Origin of the sequence: Streptomyces hokutonensis, assembly GCF_000376565.1 — a bacterium.
Classification (GTDB): domain Bacteria; phylum Actinomycetota; class Actinomycetes; order Streptomycetales; family Streptomycetaceae; genus Streptomyces; species Streptomyces hokutonensis.
This window is the reverse complement of record NZ_BARG01000007.1, coordinates 106,600-124,506: the sequence shown is the minus strand read 5'-3', so window position 1 is coordinate 124,506 and position 17,907 is coordinate 106,600. Positions and strand designations below refer to the sequence as shown.

Sequence of the window (17,907 nt, the reverse complement as noted above, 5' to 3'; positions counted from 1 at the left end):
AGTGGAGTTGACGGACCGTCACACAGGTGAGGTCTTCGTCATCTCCAGGGAGTACAGGAAGCGCATCAGCGCCATGAGCGTGTCGCGGCTGGAGGCCCGGCGGCGTGCGTCGCACTCCACGATGGGAATCTCCGGCGCCAGGTCGAGTGCCGAACGCAGGTCCTCGATCGGGTAACGGGGCGCGTCCGGAAAGGAGTTGACGGCGATGACGAAGGGCACACCGCGCTCCTCGAGCCGCCCTATGACGTCGAAGCTCACCTCCAGGCGCCGGGTGTCGATCAGCACCACCGCGCCGAGCGCCCCTTCGAACAGGCCGTTCCACAGGAACCAGAAGCGTTCCTGGCCGGGGGTGCCGAAGAGGTACAGCACCAGTTGCTCGGTGATGCTGATGCGGCCGAAGTCCATGGCGACGGTGGTGGCCGTCTTGGTGTCCGAGCCGTAGTTGTCGTCGACTCCGACGCCGGCCTGCGTCATGGTCTCCTCCGTGGTCAGCGGCCTGATCTCGCTGACCGAGCCGACCATGGTCGTCTTGCCGACCCCGAAGCCGCCGACGATCACGATCTTCGCCGCGGCCTGGGCCGTGGACGGGAGATGGTCCTCGGTTCGGGGACCCGTGATGGTGTCAGAGCTTTTGAAGTCCATGCATCACCGCTTCGAGGAGGGAACGGTCGGGGAGCGCCTGGCGGACGATCGGGGCGCGCGCCTGCACCAGTTCGGCCGCCAGCAGCTCGGTGAGCAGGACGGTCACCACGCTGTACGGCAGATTGAGATAGGCCGACAGCTCGGCCACGGACAGGGGGGCGATACAGAGCCGGAGCAGCGCCGCCTGCTCCGGAGTGGCGGACTGCGGCGCGTCGGTGCGAGCCACGATCAGCGTGACCAGGTCGAGTTCGGCGCGGTCGCCGTCCTCGGCGGCGCCGGTGAGCACGTACAGCCGTTCCGGGATCTTCCCTTCGGCCTGTTTCCCGGCGGGCTGCGGTAATTCCGTCGGATGTCGCCGTCGGCGTTGCGGAGGAGTCATACGGTCTGCCCGTTGCGCCTCGGCGGGCTGGTGAGGTGGGCGCCGATTCTGACGACGAGGTCGCGCATGCGGTTGCTCATCAGGCCGGGCTCGGCGACCACGTCGGACAGGACCGCCAGATAGGCGTTGGCACCGGCGGCCATCAGGTAGAAGTAGCCGCCGTTGATCTCGATGATGACCATCTTCATGCGTCCGTCGCTGCCCGGGATCTCGGAGGCGACGGCACCCGCCAGGCTCTGCAGTCCGGCGCAGGCCGCGGCGACACGGTCGGCTGCGTCGGGGTCACCGCCGTAGCGGGCGATGCGCAGACCGTCGGCGGAGAGCACCACGATCTGCTGGATGCCAGGCACGCCGTCGGCGAGGTCCTTGAGCATCCAGTCGAAGTTGGCTCGCTGCTGGATCACTTGAGATCCCCCTCGTCGTCGGCCTCGACACGGGCCGGCTCGGTCTTCTGGGTGAAAGCGGTGGGGTCCGGGTCGCCCTTGAGGCCTTCCATGAACGCCTCGACCCACAGGCCCGGTTCGGGCTCTTTCTCTTCCGGCTCGGGCGCCGGCTGGGGCGCCCCCCAGCCGGATCCGGCCTCCCGTGCGGCGGCCTCGGCGCGCTCGGCGGCGGCGGCCTCGGCATAGCGCTGCGCGAGCGGGATCTTCACCCGGCTGCGGCGCTGCGGCAGGCCACCCGTCGTCCACTCGGTGACCTCGGGGACGTCGTCCTCCATGGACACCGAGCCCGCGATGCGCGGGTTCGTGGGCCGACGCCGCTTGATCGTGCGCTTGGGGCCTTCCACGGCTCCGAGCTCCACCTTGGGCAGGGCGGTGGCGCCGATGCCGTGGGCGAGTCCGGGGGCCGTACCGGCGGTGAGCATCTCGCTCGGCACGACGAGTACGGCGCGGACCCCGCCGTAGGCCGAGGCACGCAGCGAGATCTGCATGTTGTACGCGGCGCAGAGCCGGCCTACGACGGCGAGGCCGAGGCGCGGGCTCTCACCGAGGTCCTGGAGGTCGGTGCCGGCCTTGGCCCGCTCCAGCATGCCCTCGGCACGGGCCCGGGACTCCTCGCTGAGGCTGACACCGCCGTCCTCGATCTCGATGGCGACACCGGTCTGCACTTCTACGGCGGTGACGTGCACCTTGGTCTGCGGGGGCGAGTAGCGGGTGGCGTTGTCGAGGATTTCGGCGGCCGCGTGGATGACCGGTTCGACGGAGATGCCGCGGATGTTGACCTTGGCGATGGAGTGCAGCTCGATGCGCCGGTACTCCAGGATGCGGGACATCGCGCCGCGCAGCACGCTGTACAGCGGTACGGGCTCGGGCCACTGGCGTCCGGGGCGGCCGCCTCCGAGCACGGAGATGGAGTCGGCGAGGCGGCCGATCAGCGCGGTGCCGTGGTCGATGCGCAGGAGGTCGTCGAAGACCTCGGGGTTGCGGCCGTGGTCCTCCTCCATCTCCCGGAGTTCCTTGGCCTGTTGGTGGACGATGGCCTGGACGCGCCGGGCGATGCTGACGAAGGAGCGCTGCGCGGAGTCGCGCATGTTCTCCTCGCGTTCCACGATGCCGAGCACGGTCCTCAGCAAGTCGCGCTGCGGCGCGGGAAGTTGCCGCCAGTCCGGGTCGGTGTCGACGACTTGGCGAATCACCTCTCCGGGGGATTCTCCGCTGCTGAGCCGGTGCAGCGCCGCGGGCAGGATCTCCGTGCCGAGGCGGACCACCTCCTGGGTCTGGTCGGCGATCCGCCGTTCCAGATACGCAGTGTGACGGTCGTGCCGGGCGCGTTGGTCCCGGAGGCTGCGTCCACGGCGTACCGCTTCGGCCGCCGTGGCGATCACCAGGAGCGTGGCGACGGCTCCGCAACAGCCGACGGCGAGCCGGGCCGGCCCCGCCACCAAGGCGACGGCGGCTCCGGTCGCCGCGGCCATGACTATGGCCGGCAGCAACAGCACGCGCGCGTAGGGAAGTTCACGGTCACCGGGAGGCGATTGAACACTCACCATGTAAGCCCTCTGAGACGGGTCGGCTGGGGGGTCGGGGGAGCTTCTATATCTTTTGCATGTTTGGGAACAAACGCACGAATACAGCCCAACTCGGTGCGCTGCGGGCGAGCTTAGTCCGACCGGATCATCGCTGTGTCATATTCAGCAAGCCCCTGAAAAGGGACACAGGAGAGGAGTACGCTCAGCCCATTTACACGCAGTGCCATCGCTCGAACACGGCACGTGACGGCGAACGGGCATACGGAAATCACTCACCGTAAGGAGTGAAGCCCCGATTCCGGCCCCGAACCCGGCCGGCTTTTCGACCGGATTTCCGACCGAATTTCCGACCGGGCCTCCGGCTCAGATCCCCGCGATACGCAGCGCCGCCTCCGCCGTAGCCTCCGCGAAGGCGGACACCGGCCGCTCGGGGTCGGAGCGGTGGACCAGGATGACGCCCTCGATGAGCCCGAACAGCAGGTCCGTGCGGAGTTCCAGCTCGCTCTTGGCGAGCGCCCCGCCGGCCGCGGTCGCCGCGAGCAACTGCCGGTAGGCGTCCTTGAGTTCGGCGCGTACGGCATGGAAGCCGGCGAAGCGTTCGGCGCGCACCTCGGGCAGCAGATAGAGCCCGCCGAGGTTGTGCGCGCCGCCGCACAGCAGCTCGACGTCGGTGCGGCACAGCTCCCAGAGCCGGTCCTCGGCCGGGGTGGTGTCGTCCGCGAGGAGTTCCCGGGCGCAGGTCAGCGAGGGTGTGACCGTGGACTCCAGGAGGTCCGCGAGGAGTTCCTCCTTGCCGGAGACGTAGTGGTACATGGACGCCTGCCGCATGCCCGCGAGTTCGGCGACGGCCCGGGTGGTGGTGGCCGCGTAGCCGCGGGTGGTGAACAACTCGGCCGCTGCGGCGAGCAGTTCGGCGCGCGGGGACAGCCCGCTGTCCGGCCGCTGATCGGCCCGCGGCCTGCCCACCCGGCGGCCGCCCTGCGCACCCGTTGTCCCCATGCGTTCGATCCTCGCACACGGCACCGCGCCGCAAACGCCCGGTGATCTTGGTGAGGGCTCGGTAACCGACCGGCAACACCCGGGCAACCCCGACGACCCGGCCACCTCCTAATTTCTGTCGAGCGACAGAAATAGCGACAGGAATGTCGTACGACCCAGACGTCCCGCAGCCGGAGGTCCCCCGCGATGGCGACAGCGACCACTTACGGAGCCCGCGCCCACGCCCGCGCCCAGGAGGGCAAACGCGCCGAGGCGATGCCCGTCGTCCCGGCCGCCGACTGGCCGGCCCCACCCTGCGAGGCGGGCCACCTGGTCTGGGCCGAGACCGTCGCGGGCGGCAACTACACCCACCGCGTCCTCGCCCGCGGCACCGAACTCCGCCTGACCGACCTGCGCGGCGACGCCTGCGCCCACCTGCTCCTCCACGCGGCCGACCGCCCCTGGGAGCGCCTGAACGTCGCCGACACGGTCAAGGTCCAGTGGAACGCCTACCTCGGCGAGGGCCAGCTCCTCCTCTCCGACCAGGGCCGCGTCCTCGCCTCCCTCGTCGCCGACACCTCCGGGCGCCACGACGCGCTCTGCGGCACCTCCACGCTCGTCCGCAACACCGAGCGCTACGGCGACGGCACCCCGCAGTCCGACTCCCCCGCCGGCCGCGAACTGTTCAAGCTCGCCGCCGCCAAGAACGGCCTCGAACCGCGCGACCTCCCACCGTCCCTCTCCTTCTTCCAGGGCGTCGAGATCCGCGACGACGGCTCCCTCGACTTCACCGGTTCGGCCGGCCCCGGCGGCAGCGTGACCCTGCGCGCCGAGCAGGACGTGACCGTACTGATCGCGAACGTGCCCCACCCGGCCGACCCGCGCGCCGACTACGTCAGCACCCCGCTGGAGGTGCTCGCCTGGCGCGCCGAGGCCACCGCGCCGGGCGACCCGCTGTGGGAGGCCACGCCCGAAGGCCGCCGCGCCTTCCTCAACACCACCGAATTCCTTGCCGCGAGGGGGCTCGTATGAAGACCGAGGACGCAACACCCGTACGGACCGCGGAAGTTCCGGCCCGCGCCGCCTGGTCCGCCGTCGTCCGCACCGGCGAGACCCTCACCATCACCGACCTGCACGGCAACCAGGCCGTCGACTTCCTCGTCTACGACGCCCACGACACGTCGGTCCGGTACAGCGCCCCCGACACCATCCACGCCCAGGGCGGCATCTTCCTGACCACCGGCAGCGTGCTGATGTCCAACGAGCACACCCCGCTGATGACCGTCACCGAGGACGAGGTCGGCCGGCACGACACGGTCGGCGGTGCCTGCTCCAAGGAGTCCAACACCCTGCGCTACGGCCACCACACCTGGTCGCAGCACGCGTGCGTGGACAACTTCCTCGCGGAGGGGGCCCGTTACGGCCTCGGCAAGCGCGACCTGGTCTCCAACATCAACTGGTACATGAACGTGCCGGTCGAGAAGGACGGCACCCTCGGCATCGTCGACGGCCTCTCCGCACCGGGCCTGAAACTGACCCTGCGCGCCGAACGCGACGTCCTCGTCCTGGTCTCCAACTGCCCCCAGATCAACAACCCTTGCAACGGCTTCGAGCCGACGGCCGTGCAGATGACCATCGGAGTCTCCGGATGAGCTTCGACACGCTGCTGATCGCCAACCGTGGCGAGATCGCCGTCCGCATCATCCGCACCGCCCGCGAACTCGGCCTGCGCACGGTCGCCGTGTACTCCGACGCCGACCGCTCGGCCCCCCACGTACGGCTCGCCGACGAGGCGGTACGGCTCGGCCCCGCACCGGCCAAGGAGTCGTACCTGGACGCCGACTTGGTGCTCAAGGCGGCCAAGGACAGCGGCGCGGGCGCGATCCACCCCGGCTACGGCTTCCTCTCCGAGGACGCGTCCTTCGCCCGGCGCTGCGAGGACGCGGGCATTGTGTTCGTCGGCCCGACGCCCGCCCAACTGGAACTGTTCGGCGCCAAACACACGGCACGGGCGGCCGCCGAGGCGGCGAACGTCCAACTCGCCCCGGGTACAGGCCTGTTGGCTGACGTGGACGAAGCGCTCATCCAAGCCGCGCGCATCGGCTACCCCGTCATGCTCAAGGCGACCGGCGGAGGCGGCGGCATCGGCATGTCGGCCTGCCACTCCGCCGACGAACTCACCGAGGCCTGGGAGCGGGTGCAGCGCGTCGCCGCCGCCTCCTTCTCCTCCGCCGGCGTCTTCCTGGAACGCCTCGTCGAGCACGCCCGCCATGTCGAGGTACAGGTCTTCGGCGACGGCGAGGGCGGCGTCGTCACCTTCGGCGACCGCGACTGCTCCCTCCAGCGCCGCAACCAGAAGGTGGTCGAGGAGGCCCCCGCACCTGGACTCCCCGACCACGTACGCGACCAACTGGCGGCGAACGCCCGCGACTTGTGCGCCTCGGTCGGCTACCGCTCCGCCGGAACCGTCGAGTTCGTCTACGACGCCCGCCGCGAGGAGGCCTACTTCCTGGAGGTCAACACCCGTCTCCAGGTGGAACATCCGGTCACCGAGGAGATCTACGGCGTCGATCTGGTCGCCTGGATGCTGCGCCTGGCGCGCGGCGAGCGGGAGGTCGTTCGCGACCCGGGCAGCCCGCGCGGCCACGCCGTCGAGGCCCGCGTCTACGCCGAGGACCCGTCCCGCGAACACCGGCCCAGCGCGGGCCTGTTGACCCGCGTCGAGTTCCCGCACGGCGTCCGCGTCGACGGCTGGGTGGAGACCGGCACCGAGGTGACGACGTCGTACGACCCGATGCTCGCGAAGGTCATCGCCTACGGCTCCGATCGCGCCCACGCGCTGCGACGGCTCGACGAGGCGCTGGCCCGCACCCGCGTGGACGGCATCGAGACGAACCTGGGCCTGGTCCGGGCGGCCCTCGCCGAGCCGGACTTCCGTACGGCGGCCCACTCCACGGCGACCCTCGCCGGCGTCACCGACCCCACGCCCCGCATCGAGATCGTCGCGGGCGGCACCCTCACCACGGTCCAGGACTGGCCAGGGCGCACCGGCTACTGGCAGGTCGGCGTCCCCCCGTGCGGCCCGATGGACGACCTCTCCTTCCGCCTCGGCAACCGCGCGCTCGGCAACGACGAGGGCACTCCCGGCCTCGAATGCACGCTCCAGGGACCGACGTTGAGGTTCACCCACGCCACCACGGTGTGTGTGACGGGCGCCCCGGCGCCAGTGACGGTCGACAGCGTTCCGGTCCCGCAGTGGGAGCCGGTGACGGTCCCCGCCGGCGCGGTCCTGGAGATCGGCGCACCGGCCGATCACGGCCTGCGGACCTATGTGTTGTTCGCGGGCGGCCTGGACGTGCCCGCCTTCCTCGGCAGCGCGAGCACGTTCACCCTGGGCCGCTTCGGCGGCCACGGCGGCCGGGCGCTGCGCACCGGTGACGTCCTGCACGGCGGCACGGTCGCCGAGGGCACACCGGTACCGCCCGCCGACCGCCCGGCCTTCGGCACCGTGTGGGACGTGGCGGCGGTCGAAGGCCCGCACGCGGCACCGGAGTTCTTCACCGAGGACGACATCCACGACTTCTACGCGGCCGACTGGAAGGTCCACTTCAACTCGGCGCGCACAGGCGTCCGCCTGGTCGGCCCCAAGCCGCGCTGGGCCCGCACCGACGGCGGCGAGGCGGGCCTGCACCCGTCCAACATCCACGACACCCCGTACTCGGTCGGTGCCGTCGACTACACGGGAGACATGCCGGTCCTGCTCGGCCCCGACGGTCCCTCCCTCGGCGGCTTCGTCTGCCCCGCGACGGTCATCAGCCAAGAGCGCTGGAAACTGGGCCAGTTCAGGCCCGGCGACACGGTCCGCTTCCTCCCGGTGAACGTCGACGGCTCACCCCGCCCGTCCATCGTGGACGGCGGAATCCTCGCCCGGGACGGAGACGTCACCTTCCGTCGCAGCGGCGACGACAACCTCCTGGTCGAATTCGGCCCCATGCAACTGGACTTGGCGCAGCGCATGCGCGTCCACGCCCTGATGGAAGCGGTGTTGGAGGCCGACTTCGATGGCGTCACGGACCTCACCCCGGGCATCCGCTCCCTCCAGATCCAGACGGACCCGACCCGCCTGCCCCAGTCCCAACTCCTCACCTCCGTAAGGGAGATAGCGGCGGCCCTCCCGCCCACCGACCAGCTGATCGTCCCCTCCCGCACGGTCCACCTCCCCCTCTCCTGGGACGACCCGGCGACCCGCGAGGCCATCGCCCGCTACATGGCGGGCGTCCGCGACGACGCCCCCTGGTGCCCCTGGAACATCGAGTTCATCCGCCGCGTCAACGGCCTGGACTCGGTCGAGGACGTCTACGGCACGGTCTTCGACGCCGAATACCTCGTACTCGGCCTGGGAGACGTCTACTTGGGCGCCCCAGTGGCCACCCCGCTGGACCCGCGCCACCGCCTGGTGACCACCAAGTACAACCCGGCCCGCACCTGGACGGCGGAGAACTCGGTCGGCATCGGCGGCGCGTACCTCTGCATCTACGGCATGGAGGGCCCCGGCGGCTACCAGTTCGTGGGCCGTACGACCCAGGTGTGGTCGGGCTGGCAGCAGCGCGGCGCGTTCGAGCCGGGCTCGCCCTGGCTGCTGCGCTTCTTCGACCGGATCAAGTGGTACCCGGTGGAGGCGGACGAACTCCTCGAACTTCGGGCCGACATCATCTCCGGCCGCTTCGTCCCCCGCATCGAGGAGGGCACGTTCTCGCTCGCCGAGTACGAGGCGTTCCTGGCCGAACACGCGCAATCCATCGCGGAGTTCAGGACCCGGCAGCAGACCGCGTTCGGCGCGGAACGCGATGCCTGGGAGGCGGCGGGCGAGTTCACCCGGGCCGAGGCGGCAGCCGCCCCGGCACCACCGCAGGCCGAGGTGACGGTCCCGGTCGGCGGACGCCTGGTCGAGGCCGAATTCGCCGCGTCCGTCTGGCAGTTGAACGTAGAGCCCGGCGACGAGGTGACCGTCGGCCAGCCCCTCCTGGCCCTCGAGGCGATGAAGATGGAATCCAGGGTCCACGCCCCGATGGCCGGTGTGGTGGCCGAGATCCTGGCCAGGCCCGGCGACCAGGTCGAAGCGGGCACGGCGCTCCTCGTCCTCGCCCCCGCAAGCTGAACAACAAGGAGCACCAAGAGATGTCGACCCCCTCGACCACCGTGTCCCGAGTCCGCGCCGCCTACGCCCGCATCGAGGCCGTGGACCGTCCCGAGATCTGGATCGACCTGCGCCCGCAGCCGGAGGTCGAGCAAGAGGCACAGTCGCTGGACGAGCGAGTGGCAGCGGGCGAGCAACTCCCCCTCGCGGGCCGCCTGTTCGCGGCCAAGGGCAACATAGACGTCCAGGGTCTGCCCACGACGGCGGGCTGCCCGGCGTACGCCTACGCCCCGGAGACGGACGCCCCGGTGGTCGCCCGCCTCCGCGCGGCCGGCGCGATCGTGCTCGGCACCACGAATCTCGACCAGTTCGCCACCGGCCTGGTCGGCACGCGCTCCCCGTACGGCGCGGTCCGCAACGCCCACGACCCGGCGCGGATCAGCGGCGGCTCCAGCGCCGGTTCGGCGGTCGCCGTGGCCCTGGGCATCGTCGACTTCGCCCTCGGCACCGACACGGCGGGCTCGGGCCGGGTCCCCGCCGCCTTCAACGGCATCGTCGGCCTCAAGCCCACGCGCGGCCTGGTCCCGACGAGGGGAGTCGTCCCGGCCTGCGCCTCGATCGACTGCGTGACGGTCTTCGCCCGCACCCTCCCCGAGGCCGAACAGGCCCTGTCCTTCATGGCCTCCCCACCCGACCGCGACCTCCCGCCCCTCCCCCAGCGCGCGCCGGGCCCGTGGCGCATCGCGGTAGCGGAACGCGAACAGCTCGGCGAACTGGACGAGGGCTGGGCGGAGGCCTACGAGGCAGCGGTGGAGCAGCTCAGGGGCGCGGGCGCCGAGATCCGCACCCTCGACCTCACCCCCTTCACGGAGGCGGCGGCGATGCTCTACCAGGGCGCGTTCGTGGCCGAGCGCTATACAGCGGTGGGGAGTTTTATCGACAAAGCAATCGCAGACGGCGTCGAGGGCCTGGACCCCACCGTCACCGGCATCATCACCCGGGCCCGCGACATCCCGGCCCACCAGCTGTACGCGGACGAGGAACGTCTGGCGGCACTCCGAGCCCACGCCCTCTCCGAACTGGCCGACGCGGACGCCCTGTTGCTCCCGACCACACCTGGCCACCCCACCCTGACCGAGGTCGCGGCCGACCCCCTGGGCGCCAACGCCCGCCTGGGCCGCTTCACCAACTCCACCAACCTCTTCGACCTGGCAGCGGTGGCCGTCCCGTCGGGCGAGGTGAACGCCCTTCCCTTCGGCGTGATGCTGATCGGCCCGGCATTCACGGACGACCGCCTGGCACAGATCGCCCACGCCCTGGAACCGACAGTCCAACTGGCCGTCGTAGGAGCCCATTTGACGGGCCAGCCCCTGAACCCCCAACTCCTGTCCCTGGGCGCCCGCTTGGACCGCACGACGACAACGGCCCCGGTGTACCGCCTGCACGCCCTCGCGACAACTCCGCCCAAGCCGGGTCTGGTACACGTGGGCGCCGAGGCCGGCGCGGCGATAGAAACAGAGGTATGGCGCCTACCGGCAGAGGGCTTGGGCCGCTTGCTGGCGACCCTCCCCCGCCCGATGACGCTGGGGAGCGTGGAGCTGGCGGACGGCACGAGGCTGCCGGGCTTCCTCTGCGAGCCGGCGGCGCTGGAAGACGCCGAGGACATCACAGCCCACGGCGGCTGGCGCTCATACCTGGACTTTTAAAGGGACGCGAGGCCAACTCCCTAGGGGCGCGGGGAACTGCGCGACCAGCCACAGTCAACCCGCACCCGCCAACAACCCCGTCACCCCACGGACGAGTAGGCCACAACCCCCCGCAGCAACAAATCAACCGCCTTACGCGCATTCTTCGCCACAGTAGAAGACGCCTCCCCACCAGAAACCGGCGCCGCCGCCGAAATCTGCCCGAGCACATCAATCACCTGCTTGCACCACCGAACAAAGTCCCCGGCCGGCATCTCCACCTCCCGAAGCACCTCGTCCAGCCCCTTCCCACTGGCCCACATGAACGCGGCCCAGGCGAAGCCGAGATCGGGCTCGCGCTGCCCGACCCCCTCGGTCTGAGTGATCCGGAAATCTTCCTCCAGGGCGTCAAGACGCCCCCAGATCCGCACCATCTCCCCCAGCGCGGCCTTGGCCGCACCGGACGGCACCTTCGGCGTCGTGGCGTCGTCGCTGACCCGCGCCTCGAACACCAACGCCGAGACGCACGCGGCGAGTTCGGCAGGGGCGAGCCCCTCCCACACACCCTCGCGCAGACACTCACTGGCGAGCAGATCGAGCTCGCCGTAGAGCCGCGCCAGCCGCTTGCCGTGCTCGGTGACCTCGTCGCCGCGCAGATAGTCCAGCTCGGTGAGGAGCGCGACGATCCGGTCGAAGGTGCGGGCGATGGTGTTGGTCCGCCCCTCGATGCGCCGCTCCAACTGCGTGGTGTCCCGCTGCAGCCGGTGGTACCGCTCGGCCCAACGGGCGTGGTCCTCACGGTCGGTGCATCCGTGGCAGGGGTGCGCGCGGATCGCCGTACGCAACTGCGCGATCTCCCGGTCGTCCGCGGCCTGCGAGCGCTGCTTGCGGGCGCGCTCCGGCGGGATGTGCCCGGCCTTGGTCCGCAGCGCGGAGGCCAGGTCCCGACGGGACTGCGGAGAACGGGGGTTGAAGGATTTCGGGATCCGCATCCGGTCCAACGCCTCGACCGGCACCGGGAAGTCCATCGACGCGAGCCGCTTGACCTGCCGTTCGACGGTCAGGACGAGCGGACGCGGGCCGTCGTGCTGCTCGAAGCCGCGGTGACCGTTGGACCGCCCGGCGGGCAGTCCCGGGTCCAACACCAGGGCCAGACCCGCGTACTTGCCGGTCGGGACGTGGATGACGTCTCCCGGCTTGAGCTTCTCCAGGGCTACGGCGGCCTCGGCGCGCCGCTGTGCCACGCCCTGCCGGGCGAGCTCGGTCTCGCGGTCCTTGAGCTCGCGGCGCAGCCGCATGTAATCGTCGAAGTCGCCCAAGTGGCAGGTCATGGAGTCCTTGTAGCCCTCCAGGCCCTCTTCGTTGCGCTGCACCTGCCGCGAGATCCCGACGACCGACTTGTCCGCCTGGAACTGCGCGAAGGAGGTCTCGAGGAGCTCGCGCGAGCGGTGCCGCCCGAACTGCTCGACGAGGTTGACCGCCATGTTGTACGACGGCTTGAAGCTGGAGCGCAGCGGATACGTACGCGTGCCGGCCAGTCCCGCGAGGTGCTCGGGGCTGATCCCGCGCTGCCACAGCACGACGGCGTGACCCTCGACGTCGATGCCGCGCCGGCCGGCCCGACCGGTCAACTGGGTGTACTCGCCGGGGGTGATGTCGGCGTGCTGCTCGCCGTTCCACTTGACGAGCTTCTCCAACACCACCGAGCGCGCGGGCATGTTGATGCCGAGCGCCAGGGTCTCGGTGGCGAACACGGCCTTCACGAGGCCGCGCAGGAACAGCTCCTCGACGACCTCCTTGAACGTCGGCAGCATGCCCGCGTGGTGGGCCGCGATGCCGCGCTCCAGGCCTTCCAGCCACTCGTAGTACCCGAGGACATGCAGGTCCTCGGACGGAATCGACGCCGTGCGCTCCTCGACGAGGGCGCGCACCTTCTCCCGCGCCTCGTCGTCGTTGAGCCGCAGCCCGGCATACAGACACTGCTGTACGGCGGCCTCGCAGGCGGCGCGGCTGAAGATGAACGTGATGGCGGGCAGCAGGTCCTCGCTGTCCAGCCGCTCGATGACCTCGGGGCGTCCCGGTGTCCACACCCGCGAACGCGATCTGCGCTCGCGCTCCCGGTCGGCCTCGCGCATGGCCCGGCCGCGTCTGCGGTCCTGGTAGGAGGGGCGCTGCGCCTCCATGCGGGCCAGACGGGTGAGGTCGGGGTTGACGGCCTTCTTGTGGCCCTCGCCCTCCTCGAAGAGGTCGTACATCCGCCGCCCGGCGAGCACGTGCTGGAACAGCGGCACGGGCCGGTGCTCGGAGACGATCACCTCGGTGTCGCCGCGGACGGTGTCGAGCCAGTCGCCGAACTCCTCCGCGTTCGACACCGTCGCCGAGAGGGAGACCAGGGTCACCGACTCGGGGAGGTGGATGATCACCTCTTCCCAGACGGCGCCGCGGAAGCGGTCGGAGAGGTAGTGCACCTCGTCCATGACCACATAGCCGAGGCCCAGGAGGGTCTGCGAACCGGCGTACAGCATGTTCCGCAGGACCTCGGTGGTCATGACGACCACCGGTGCCTCGGAGTTGACGCTGTTGTCGCCGGTGAGCAGGCCGACCTTGTCCGCGCCGTAACGGCGGCACAGGTCGGCGTACTTCTGGTTGGACAGTGCCTTGATGGGGGTCGTGTAGAAGCACTTCTTGCCCTGCTGGAGGGCGAGGTGGACGGCGAACTCGCCGACGATCGTCTTGCCGGAGCCGGTGGGCGCCGCGACCAGGACGCCCTTCCCCGCTTCGAGCGCCTTACAGGCCTCGATCTGGAAGGGGTCGAGACCGAAGTCGTACATCTCGCGGAAGTCCGCGAGCGCGGTGGCCTGCTCGGCTGCCCGCAGGCGGGCTGCCGCGTACCGCTCGGCCGGGGAGAGGTCCTCTGTCATCGTGCTTTCGAGCGTACCGGGCGCCACTGACAACAGGACGATCATTATCCGTTCCCATAGGTCCTCCACACACGGAGACCGGCCGCCCGCGCTGCGGGAACGGCCGGTCTCCGAGGAGGTCGGGAAGGTGATCAGGTCACGTCGTCATACCCGTTGACCCGGTCCGAACCGGTGCCGCTCGCCTGCTCGGGCAGGGCCGCCCGGCCGGCCGAGACGGCTTCGACGTCGCCGATGTCCTCGGGGGTGAGGTCCAGGTCGGAGGCCTCGTCGTCGGCCGGTCCGGACTCGTCGCGGCGGCGCTTGCGCCGGTCGTTGAGCAGCGAGAAGAGGACCGCGCCGAAGTACAGCACCCAGATGGGCCCGGCCAGGGCCAGCATCGTCAGCGGGTCGGTGCTGGGGGTGGCGACGGCCGCGAAGACCGTGATGCCGAGGATCATGGCGCGCCACCAGCCGAGCATCCGCTTGCCCGTCAGCGCACCGGTGAGGTTGAGCATGATCAGCAGCAGCGGCAGCTCGAAGGAGAGGCCGAAGACCAGCACCATGCGCGTGACCAGGTCGAGCAGGTCGTCGAGCGGCAGCAGGTTGTTGACATCCTTCGGCGTGAAGCCGAGCAGGACCTTCGCGGTGGTGGGCAGCACCCGGTAGGCGAAGTAGGCGCCCGCGAGGAAGAGCGGAACGCCGGTGCCGACGAAGCCGAGCGCGTACTTCTTCTCGTTCTTGTGCAGGCCCGGGGCGACGAAGCCCCAGAGCTGGTACAGCCAGACCGGGGACGCCAGGACGACGCCGGCCATCAGGGACACCTTCAACGCCAGTGTGAACGGCGTCAGCAGACCGTTGATGGTGATCTGCGCGCACTGGTGGGTCTTGTCGCCGGCCTTCCGCAGTTCCTCGAAGGTCGAGGCGCAACCGACCGAGTCCAGCACCGGCTTGGTGATGATGTTGACGATGTCGTTGTAGAAGAAGGCGGCCACGCAGGTCACCACGATGATGGCGAGCATCGCCTTCGCGAGCCGGTTGCGCAGCTCACGCAGATGGTCCGCGAGGGGCATCCGCCCCTCGGGGTCCTTCTCCTTCTTGCGGGCAGACTTGGGCAACCCACGTCCTCATCTCGTGCGGCGGGCCGGGGGCGTCCCGGCCCTGCGTCAGCGCTTGGTCGTGTCCGACGGCTCGGTGACGGGGCGCGAGCTGGTCACGTCGCCGGGGGCCGCCTGGATGGTGCGCTGCACGGGCTCGTCGGTGTTCGGCGGGCCGGCGGGGGCGGGGGTGCTGCTGCCCTCTTCCTTCATCGCCTTGGCCTCGCTCTTGAGGATGCGGGCGGACTTGCCGAGGGAGCGGGCCATGTCCGGAAGCTTCTTCGCGCCGAAGAGCAGCACGATGACGACGAGGATGAGAATGATCTCGGGAGCTCCGAGCCTTCCGAACATAAGTCTTTACCTTCTCACCGAGGCGGCTGGGGTGGGGGTGCTGTCCGACCGGTCGGACATCTGTCCGACCTTCGTGCTGCCAGCGATCGTAACGCTCAGGGGTAAACGTCAGGCAATCCCCGTGCGTACTCCCGGTCCGCGCTCCGGGCCTCGTTATCCGGACCGCGATCAGCAGCGTACCCGCCTTGAGCGACAACGTGACAGGGCAAAGTGACGCGAAGCGCATCAGCCGCGCAACTCACACCCCACGCATACGTGACTCACAGTGCGTCGACGGAACGGGCCGTGGAGACGGCCGCTTTTTCCAGGTCCTCGGCCGCCCTGTTGATGCGCTGCGCGGCGTCCGCGACCTGCAGTCCGAGCCGCCGCGCCTCCAGGAAGACCCGGACGGCGAGCACGCCGAGCACGGCGAGACCCAGAAAACCCACAGCTACCGCGACCATCGCCCAGAACATGGGGCGAGCCTAGACCCTGCTATCCGACGGAGGTCAGCCGCAGGGTCTTGACCCCGCCGCCGGTGAGCAGCTCGACGATCCGCTCGCCCGCGGGCTTGCGGACCGCGGCCCCGCAGTCGGGGCAGGTGAAGGAGTAGAAGGTGGTGCGGCTGGTGGCGCCGATGGCGAGGCGCAGGGCGCTCGCCGCCAGTTCGAAGTTGCCCCGGCAGTCCGGGCAGCCCGCTCTGAACACGACCGGCATCACGTTCTTCATCCCGGCGAAAGCGGCGGCCACCGTCATCTCCTGGACACCGGACATCGTCGACTCGCTCACAGCTCCTGCTCCTGCCTGTCGTCAACACCGTGCACACCGTCAACCACGCTCTGCGGTCCGTCGTACGCCGCCAGCGCCTCGCGGGCCGCGCGGCGGGCGCTGTCGGCGAGGTCGCCCGGCGAGACGATCCGGCCGTCGCGCCCGAGCCGCAGGGCCAGGCGTCTCAGAGACGTCGGGTCGGGGGTGCGCAGGGTAATACGCAGCCCGCCGTCGGGAAGCTCATCGGCACTGTCGTGCGGGTAGTACTCGGCGACCCAGCGCCCGCCCGGGCCGACCTCGACGACGACCTCCGGGTCCTCGGCGGCGGGCTGCACCAACGCCTCCGACAGGTCCCGCAGCTCGATCTCGGGGGGTGCGGACGGCTCGTCGAGGATCTTGATCTCGGCGACCCGGTCGAGGCGGAAGGTGCGGCGCGCCTCGGAGCGCCGGCACCAGGCCTCGACGTACGTGTGCCCGACGCTGACCAGTCGGATGGGGTCGATCTCGCGCTCGCTCAACTCGTCGCGGGCGGGCGAGTAGTAGCGGATCCACAGGCGGCGGCGCTCCGAGATCGCGCGGTCGACGTCCGCGAAGACGCCACCCTCGGACTCGAAGGTCACCGAGAGACGGGCACTGGCCCCGGCCGCCTCACCGGCCGCCGCCTCCAGCTTGGCGTTGGCCCGCAGCAGCGCCTGCCGGTCACTCTCGCGCAGGCCGGGCAGCGTCGACACCGCGCGGGCGGCCACCAGGAGGGCCGTCGCCTCGTCGGCGGCGAGCCGCAGCGGTTCGGCGACGTCGTCCGGGTTGTGCCACCAGATGCGCTCGCCGTCAGTGTCGATGTCGAGCAGGTCACCACCCCGGAAGCTGGTCCCGCACATGGGCAGGACGTCGAGGTCGGAGACGAGCTCCTCCTCGGTGACCCCGAAGGCGCGCGCGACGTCCTCGACGCGTGCTCCGGGGCGCTCCTTCAGATAGGTCACCAGGGAGAGCATCCGACGGGTCTGGTCGATGGCATTGACTGGCCTGACCGGTTTTCCTGCCACAGTTCTCTTCCGCTCCCCCTCAGCCCTTGGCCACGGCACGCAGCCGGTCCACCACGTCGGCCCGCAGCTCGGCGGGCTCCAGGACGACCACGTCCGGCCCGAACTCGACCAGCCAGGCGTCCAGTCCGTGGCCGTACGGAATCTCCAACTCGTCCCAGCCGTCCCCGAGTTCCCGAACCGCCGCGGCTTTCGCCCGCAGGGGGTACCCGGAGCCCGTGCGCAGCCGGATCAGGGCGGAGCGGTCGGCGGTCTCCCCCGCCCAGCTCGCGACGGTCTCGCGCACTGTGACGACATCCGGGACGTCCGCGGTGAACCGCCCGTTGCGGGAGCGCACCTTGCCGGTGATCCGGGAGAGCCGGAAGACACGTTCGGCACCCCGGTCCCGGTCCCAGCCGGCGAGGTACCAGTGGCCGCGCCAGCACTCCAGGGCCCACGGCTCGACACTGCGGGTCTCGGGGCGGGCGGCGGTGGCCTTGCGGTACTCGAACACGACCGGACGGCGATCGCGGCAGGCCAGCATCAGCGGCTCGAACGACGCCTCGTGCACCGGAATACGAGGCTCCAGGGCGCCGTGCGGCTCGTACGGGTCGAGGTCCTCGGGCATTCCGGCGGCGCGCAGTTTCTGCAGTGCGCCGCTGGCCGCGCCGGCGAGCCGGGCCTGCTGCCACACCTTCGCGGCGAGACCGAGCGCGGCGGCCTCCTCGGCGTCGAGGGTGATGGGCGGGAGGCGGTTGCTGTCGCGGCGGGCGAGATAGCCGACCTCGCCGTCCAGGTTCTCCACCGTCTCGATGACCAGCCCGAGTTCGCGCAGATCGTCCTTGTCGCGCTCGAACATCCGGTTGAAGGAGTCGTCACTACCCGCTTCGAGGTAGGCCTCGATGGATTCCCGCAGCTCACGCTTGCTGAGCGGCCGCCGCGTCCCGAGCAGACACAGCGCGAGGTTCATGAGCCGCTCGGCCTTGGCAATGGCCATCGACGCCCT

At 70.4% G+C, this 17,907-nt stretch carries 16 protein-coding genes; 4 read left to right on the top strand and 12 right to left on the bottom strand.

Features of this window, described 5'->3' with window-relative positions; genetic code table 11:
- Window positions 1–18 precede the first annotated feature (18 nt).
- The 5 genes from SSP08S_RS03225 to SSP08S_RS03205 form a co-directional block, all read right to left on the bottom strand.
- Window positions 19–642, bottom strand: a complete 624-nt coding sequence (locus SSP08S_RS03225) for a GTP-binding protein (protein ID WP_019066136.1) — start codon at window positions 640–642, stop codon at window positions 19–21.
- A complete protein-coding gene (locus tag SSP08S_RS03220; protein WP_026178141.1) occupies window positions 623–1,021 on the bottom strand; it encodes a DUF742 domain-containing protein in 399 nt (132 codons plus the stop codon). The genes SSP08S_RS03225 and SSP08S_RS03220 overlap by 20 nt, the downstream gene beginning before the upstream one ends.
- Window positions 1,018–1,425 carry a roadblock/LC7 domain-containing protein gene (locus SSP08S_RS03215; RefSeq protein ID WP_019066134.1) on the bottom strand — a complete coding sequence of 136 codons (408 nt, stop codon included), beginning with the start codon at window positions 1,423–1,425 and terminating at the stop codon, window positions 1,018–1,020. Before SSP08S_RS03215 ends, SSP08S_RS03220 begins: the two co-directional genes overlap by 4 nt.
- Window positions 1,422–3,011 carry a sensor histidine kinase gene (locus SSP08S_RS03210; RefSeq protein WP_078532320.1) on the bottom strand — a complete coding sequence of 530 codons (1,590 nt, stop codon included), beginning with the start codon at window positions 3,009–3,011 and terminating at the stop codon, window positions 1,422–1,424. The genes SSP08S_RS03215 and SSP08S_RS03210 overlap by 4 nt, the downstream gene beginning before the upstream one ends.
- Before the next feature lie 342 nt (window positions 3,012–3,353).
- Window positions 3,354–3,989, bottom strand: coding sequence for a TetR/AcrR family transcriptional regulator (locus tag SSP08S_RS03205; RefSeq protein ID WP_019066132.1), 636 nt, complete (start codon window positions 3,987–3,989; stop codon window positions 3,354–3,356).
- 186 nt (window positions 3,990–4,175) lie between these two features.
- Here SSP08S_RS03205 and SSP08S_RS03200 point away from each other — a divergent pair, with 186 nt between their 5' ends.
- The 4 genes from SSP08S_RS03200 to atzF are packed head-to-tail and all read left to right on the top strand — an operon-like array spanning window position 4,176 to window position 10,811.
- A complete protein-coding gene (locus tag SSP08S_RS03200; protein WP_019066131.1) occupies window positions 4,176–5,000 on the top strand; it encodes an urea amidolyase associated protein UAAP1 in 825 nt (274 codons plus the stop codon).
- Window positions 4,997–5,620 (top strand): urea amidolyase associated protein UAAP2, encoded by a 624-nt coding sequence (locus SSP08S_RS03195; protein ID WP_019066130.1) that lies wholly within the window; start codon window positions 4,997–4,999, stop codon window positions 5,618–5,620. Before SSP08S_RS03200 ends, SSP08S_RS03195 begins: the two co-directional genes overlap by 4 nt.
- Entirely contained in the window at window positions 5,617–9,126 is a 3,510-nt protein-coding gene (locus tag SSP08S_RS03190; protein ID WP_019066129.1) for a 5-oxoprolinase/urea amidolyase family protein, read from the top strand. Before SSP08S_RS03195 ends, SSP08S_RS03190 begins: the two co-directional genes overlap by 4 nt.
- A gap of 20 nt (window positions 9,127–9,146) precedes the next feature.
- On the top strand, window positions 9,147–10,811 hold the full coding sequence (atzF, locus tag SSP08S_RS03185) for an allophanate hydrolase (protein WP_019066128.1): 1,665 nt from the start codon (window positions 9,147–9,149) through the stop codon (window positions 10,809–10,811).
- 80 nt (window positions 10,812–10,891) lie between these two features.
- Here the strand turns inward: atzF and SSP08S_RS03180 are convergent, their stop codons facing one another.
- The 7 genes from SSP08S_RS03180 to SSP08S_RS03150 form a co-directional block, all read right to left on the bottom strand.
- Entirely contained in the window at window positions 10,892–13,756 is a 2,865-nt protein-coding gene (locus tag SSP08S_RS03180; protein WP_019066127.1) for a DEAD/DEAH box helicase, read from the bottom strand.
- 86 nt (window positions 13,757–13,842) lie between these two features.
- Window positions 13,843–14,805, bottom strand: a complete 963-nt coding sequence (gene tatC / locus SSP08S_RS03175; protein ID WP_026178140.1) for a twin-arginine translocase subunit TatC — start codon at window positions 14,803–14,805, stop codon at window positions 13,843–13,845.
- A gap of 48 nt (window positions 14,806–14,853) precedes the next feature.
- Entirely contained in the window at window positions 14,854–15,135 is a 282-nt protein-coding gene (gene tatA / locus SSP08S_RS03170; protein WP_019066125.1) for a Sec-independent protein translocase subunit TatA, read from the bottom strand.
- Window positions 15,136–15,395: 260 nt separating this feature from the next.
- The gene (locus SSP08S_RS03165) at window positions 15,396–15,590 is read right to left on the bottom strand and encodes a hypothetical protein (RefSeq protein ID WP_019066124.1); all 195 of its coding nucleotides are present in this window, start codon (window positions 15,588–15,590) and stop codon (window positions 15,396–15,398) included.
- A 19-nt stretch (window positions 15,591–15,609) separates the two neighbouring features.
- On the bottom strand, window positions 15,610–15,903 hold the full coding sequence (locus tag SSP08S_RS03160; protein WP_019066123.1) for a hypothetical protein: 294 nt from the start codon (window positions 15,901–15,903) through the stop codon (window positions 15,610–15,612).
- Window positions 15,900–16,925, bottom strand: coding sequence for a helix-turn-helix transcriptional regulator (locus tag SSP08S_RS03155; RefSeq protein WP_026178139.1), 1,026 nt, complete (start codon window positions 16,923–16,925; stop codon window positions 15,900–15,902). The genes SSP08S_RS03160 and SSP08S_RS03155 overlap by 4 nt, the downstream gene beginning before the upstream one ends.
- Window positions 16,926–16,944: 19 nt before the next feature.
- Window positions 16,945–17,898: a helix-turn-helix transcriptional regulator gene (locus SSP08S_RS03150; protein ID WP_019066121.1), complete on the bottom strand. Its 954-nt coding sequence runs from the start codon at window positions 17,896–17,898 to the stop codon at window positions 16,945–16,947.
- Window positions 17,899–17,907: the final 9 nt, after the last annotated feature.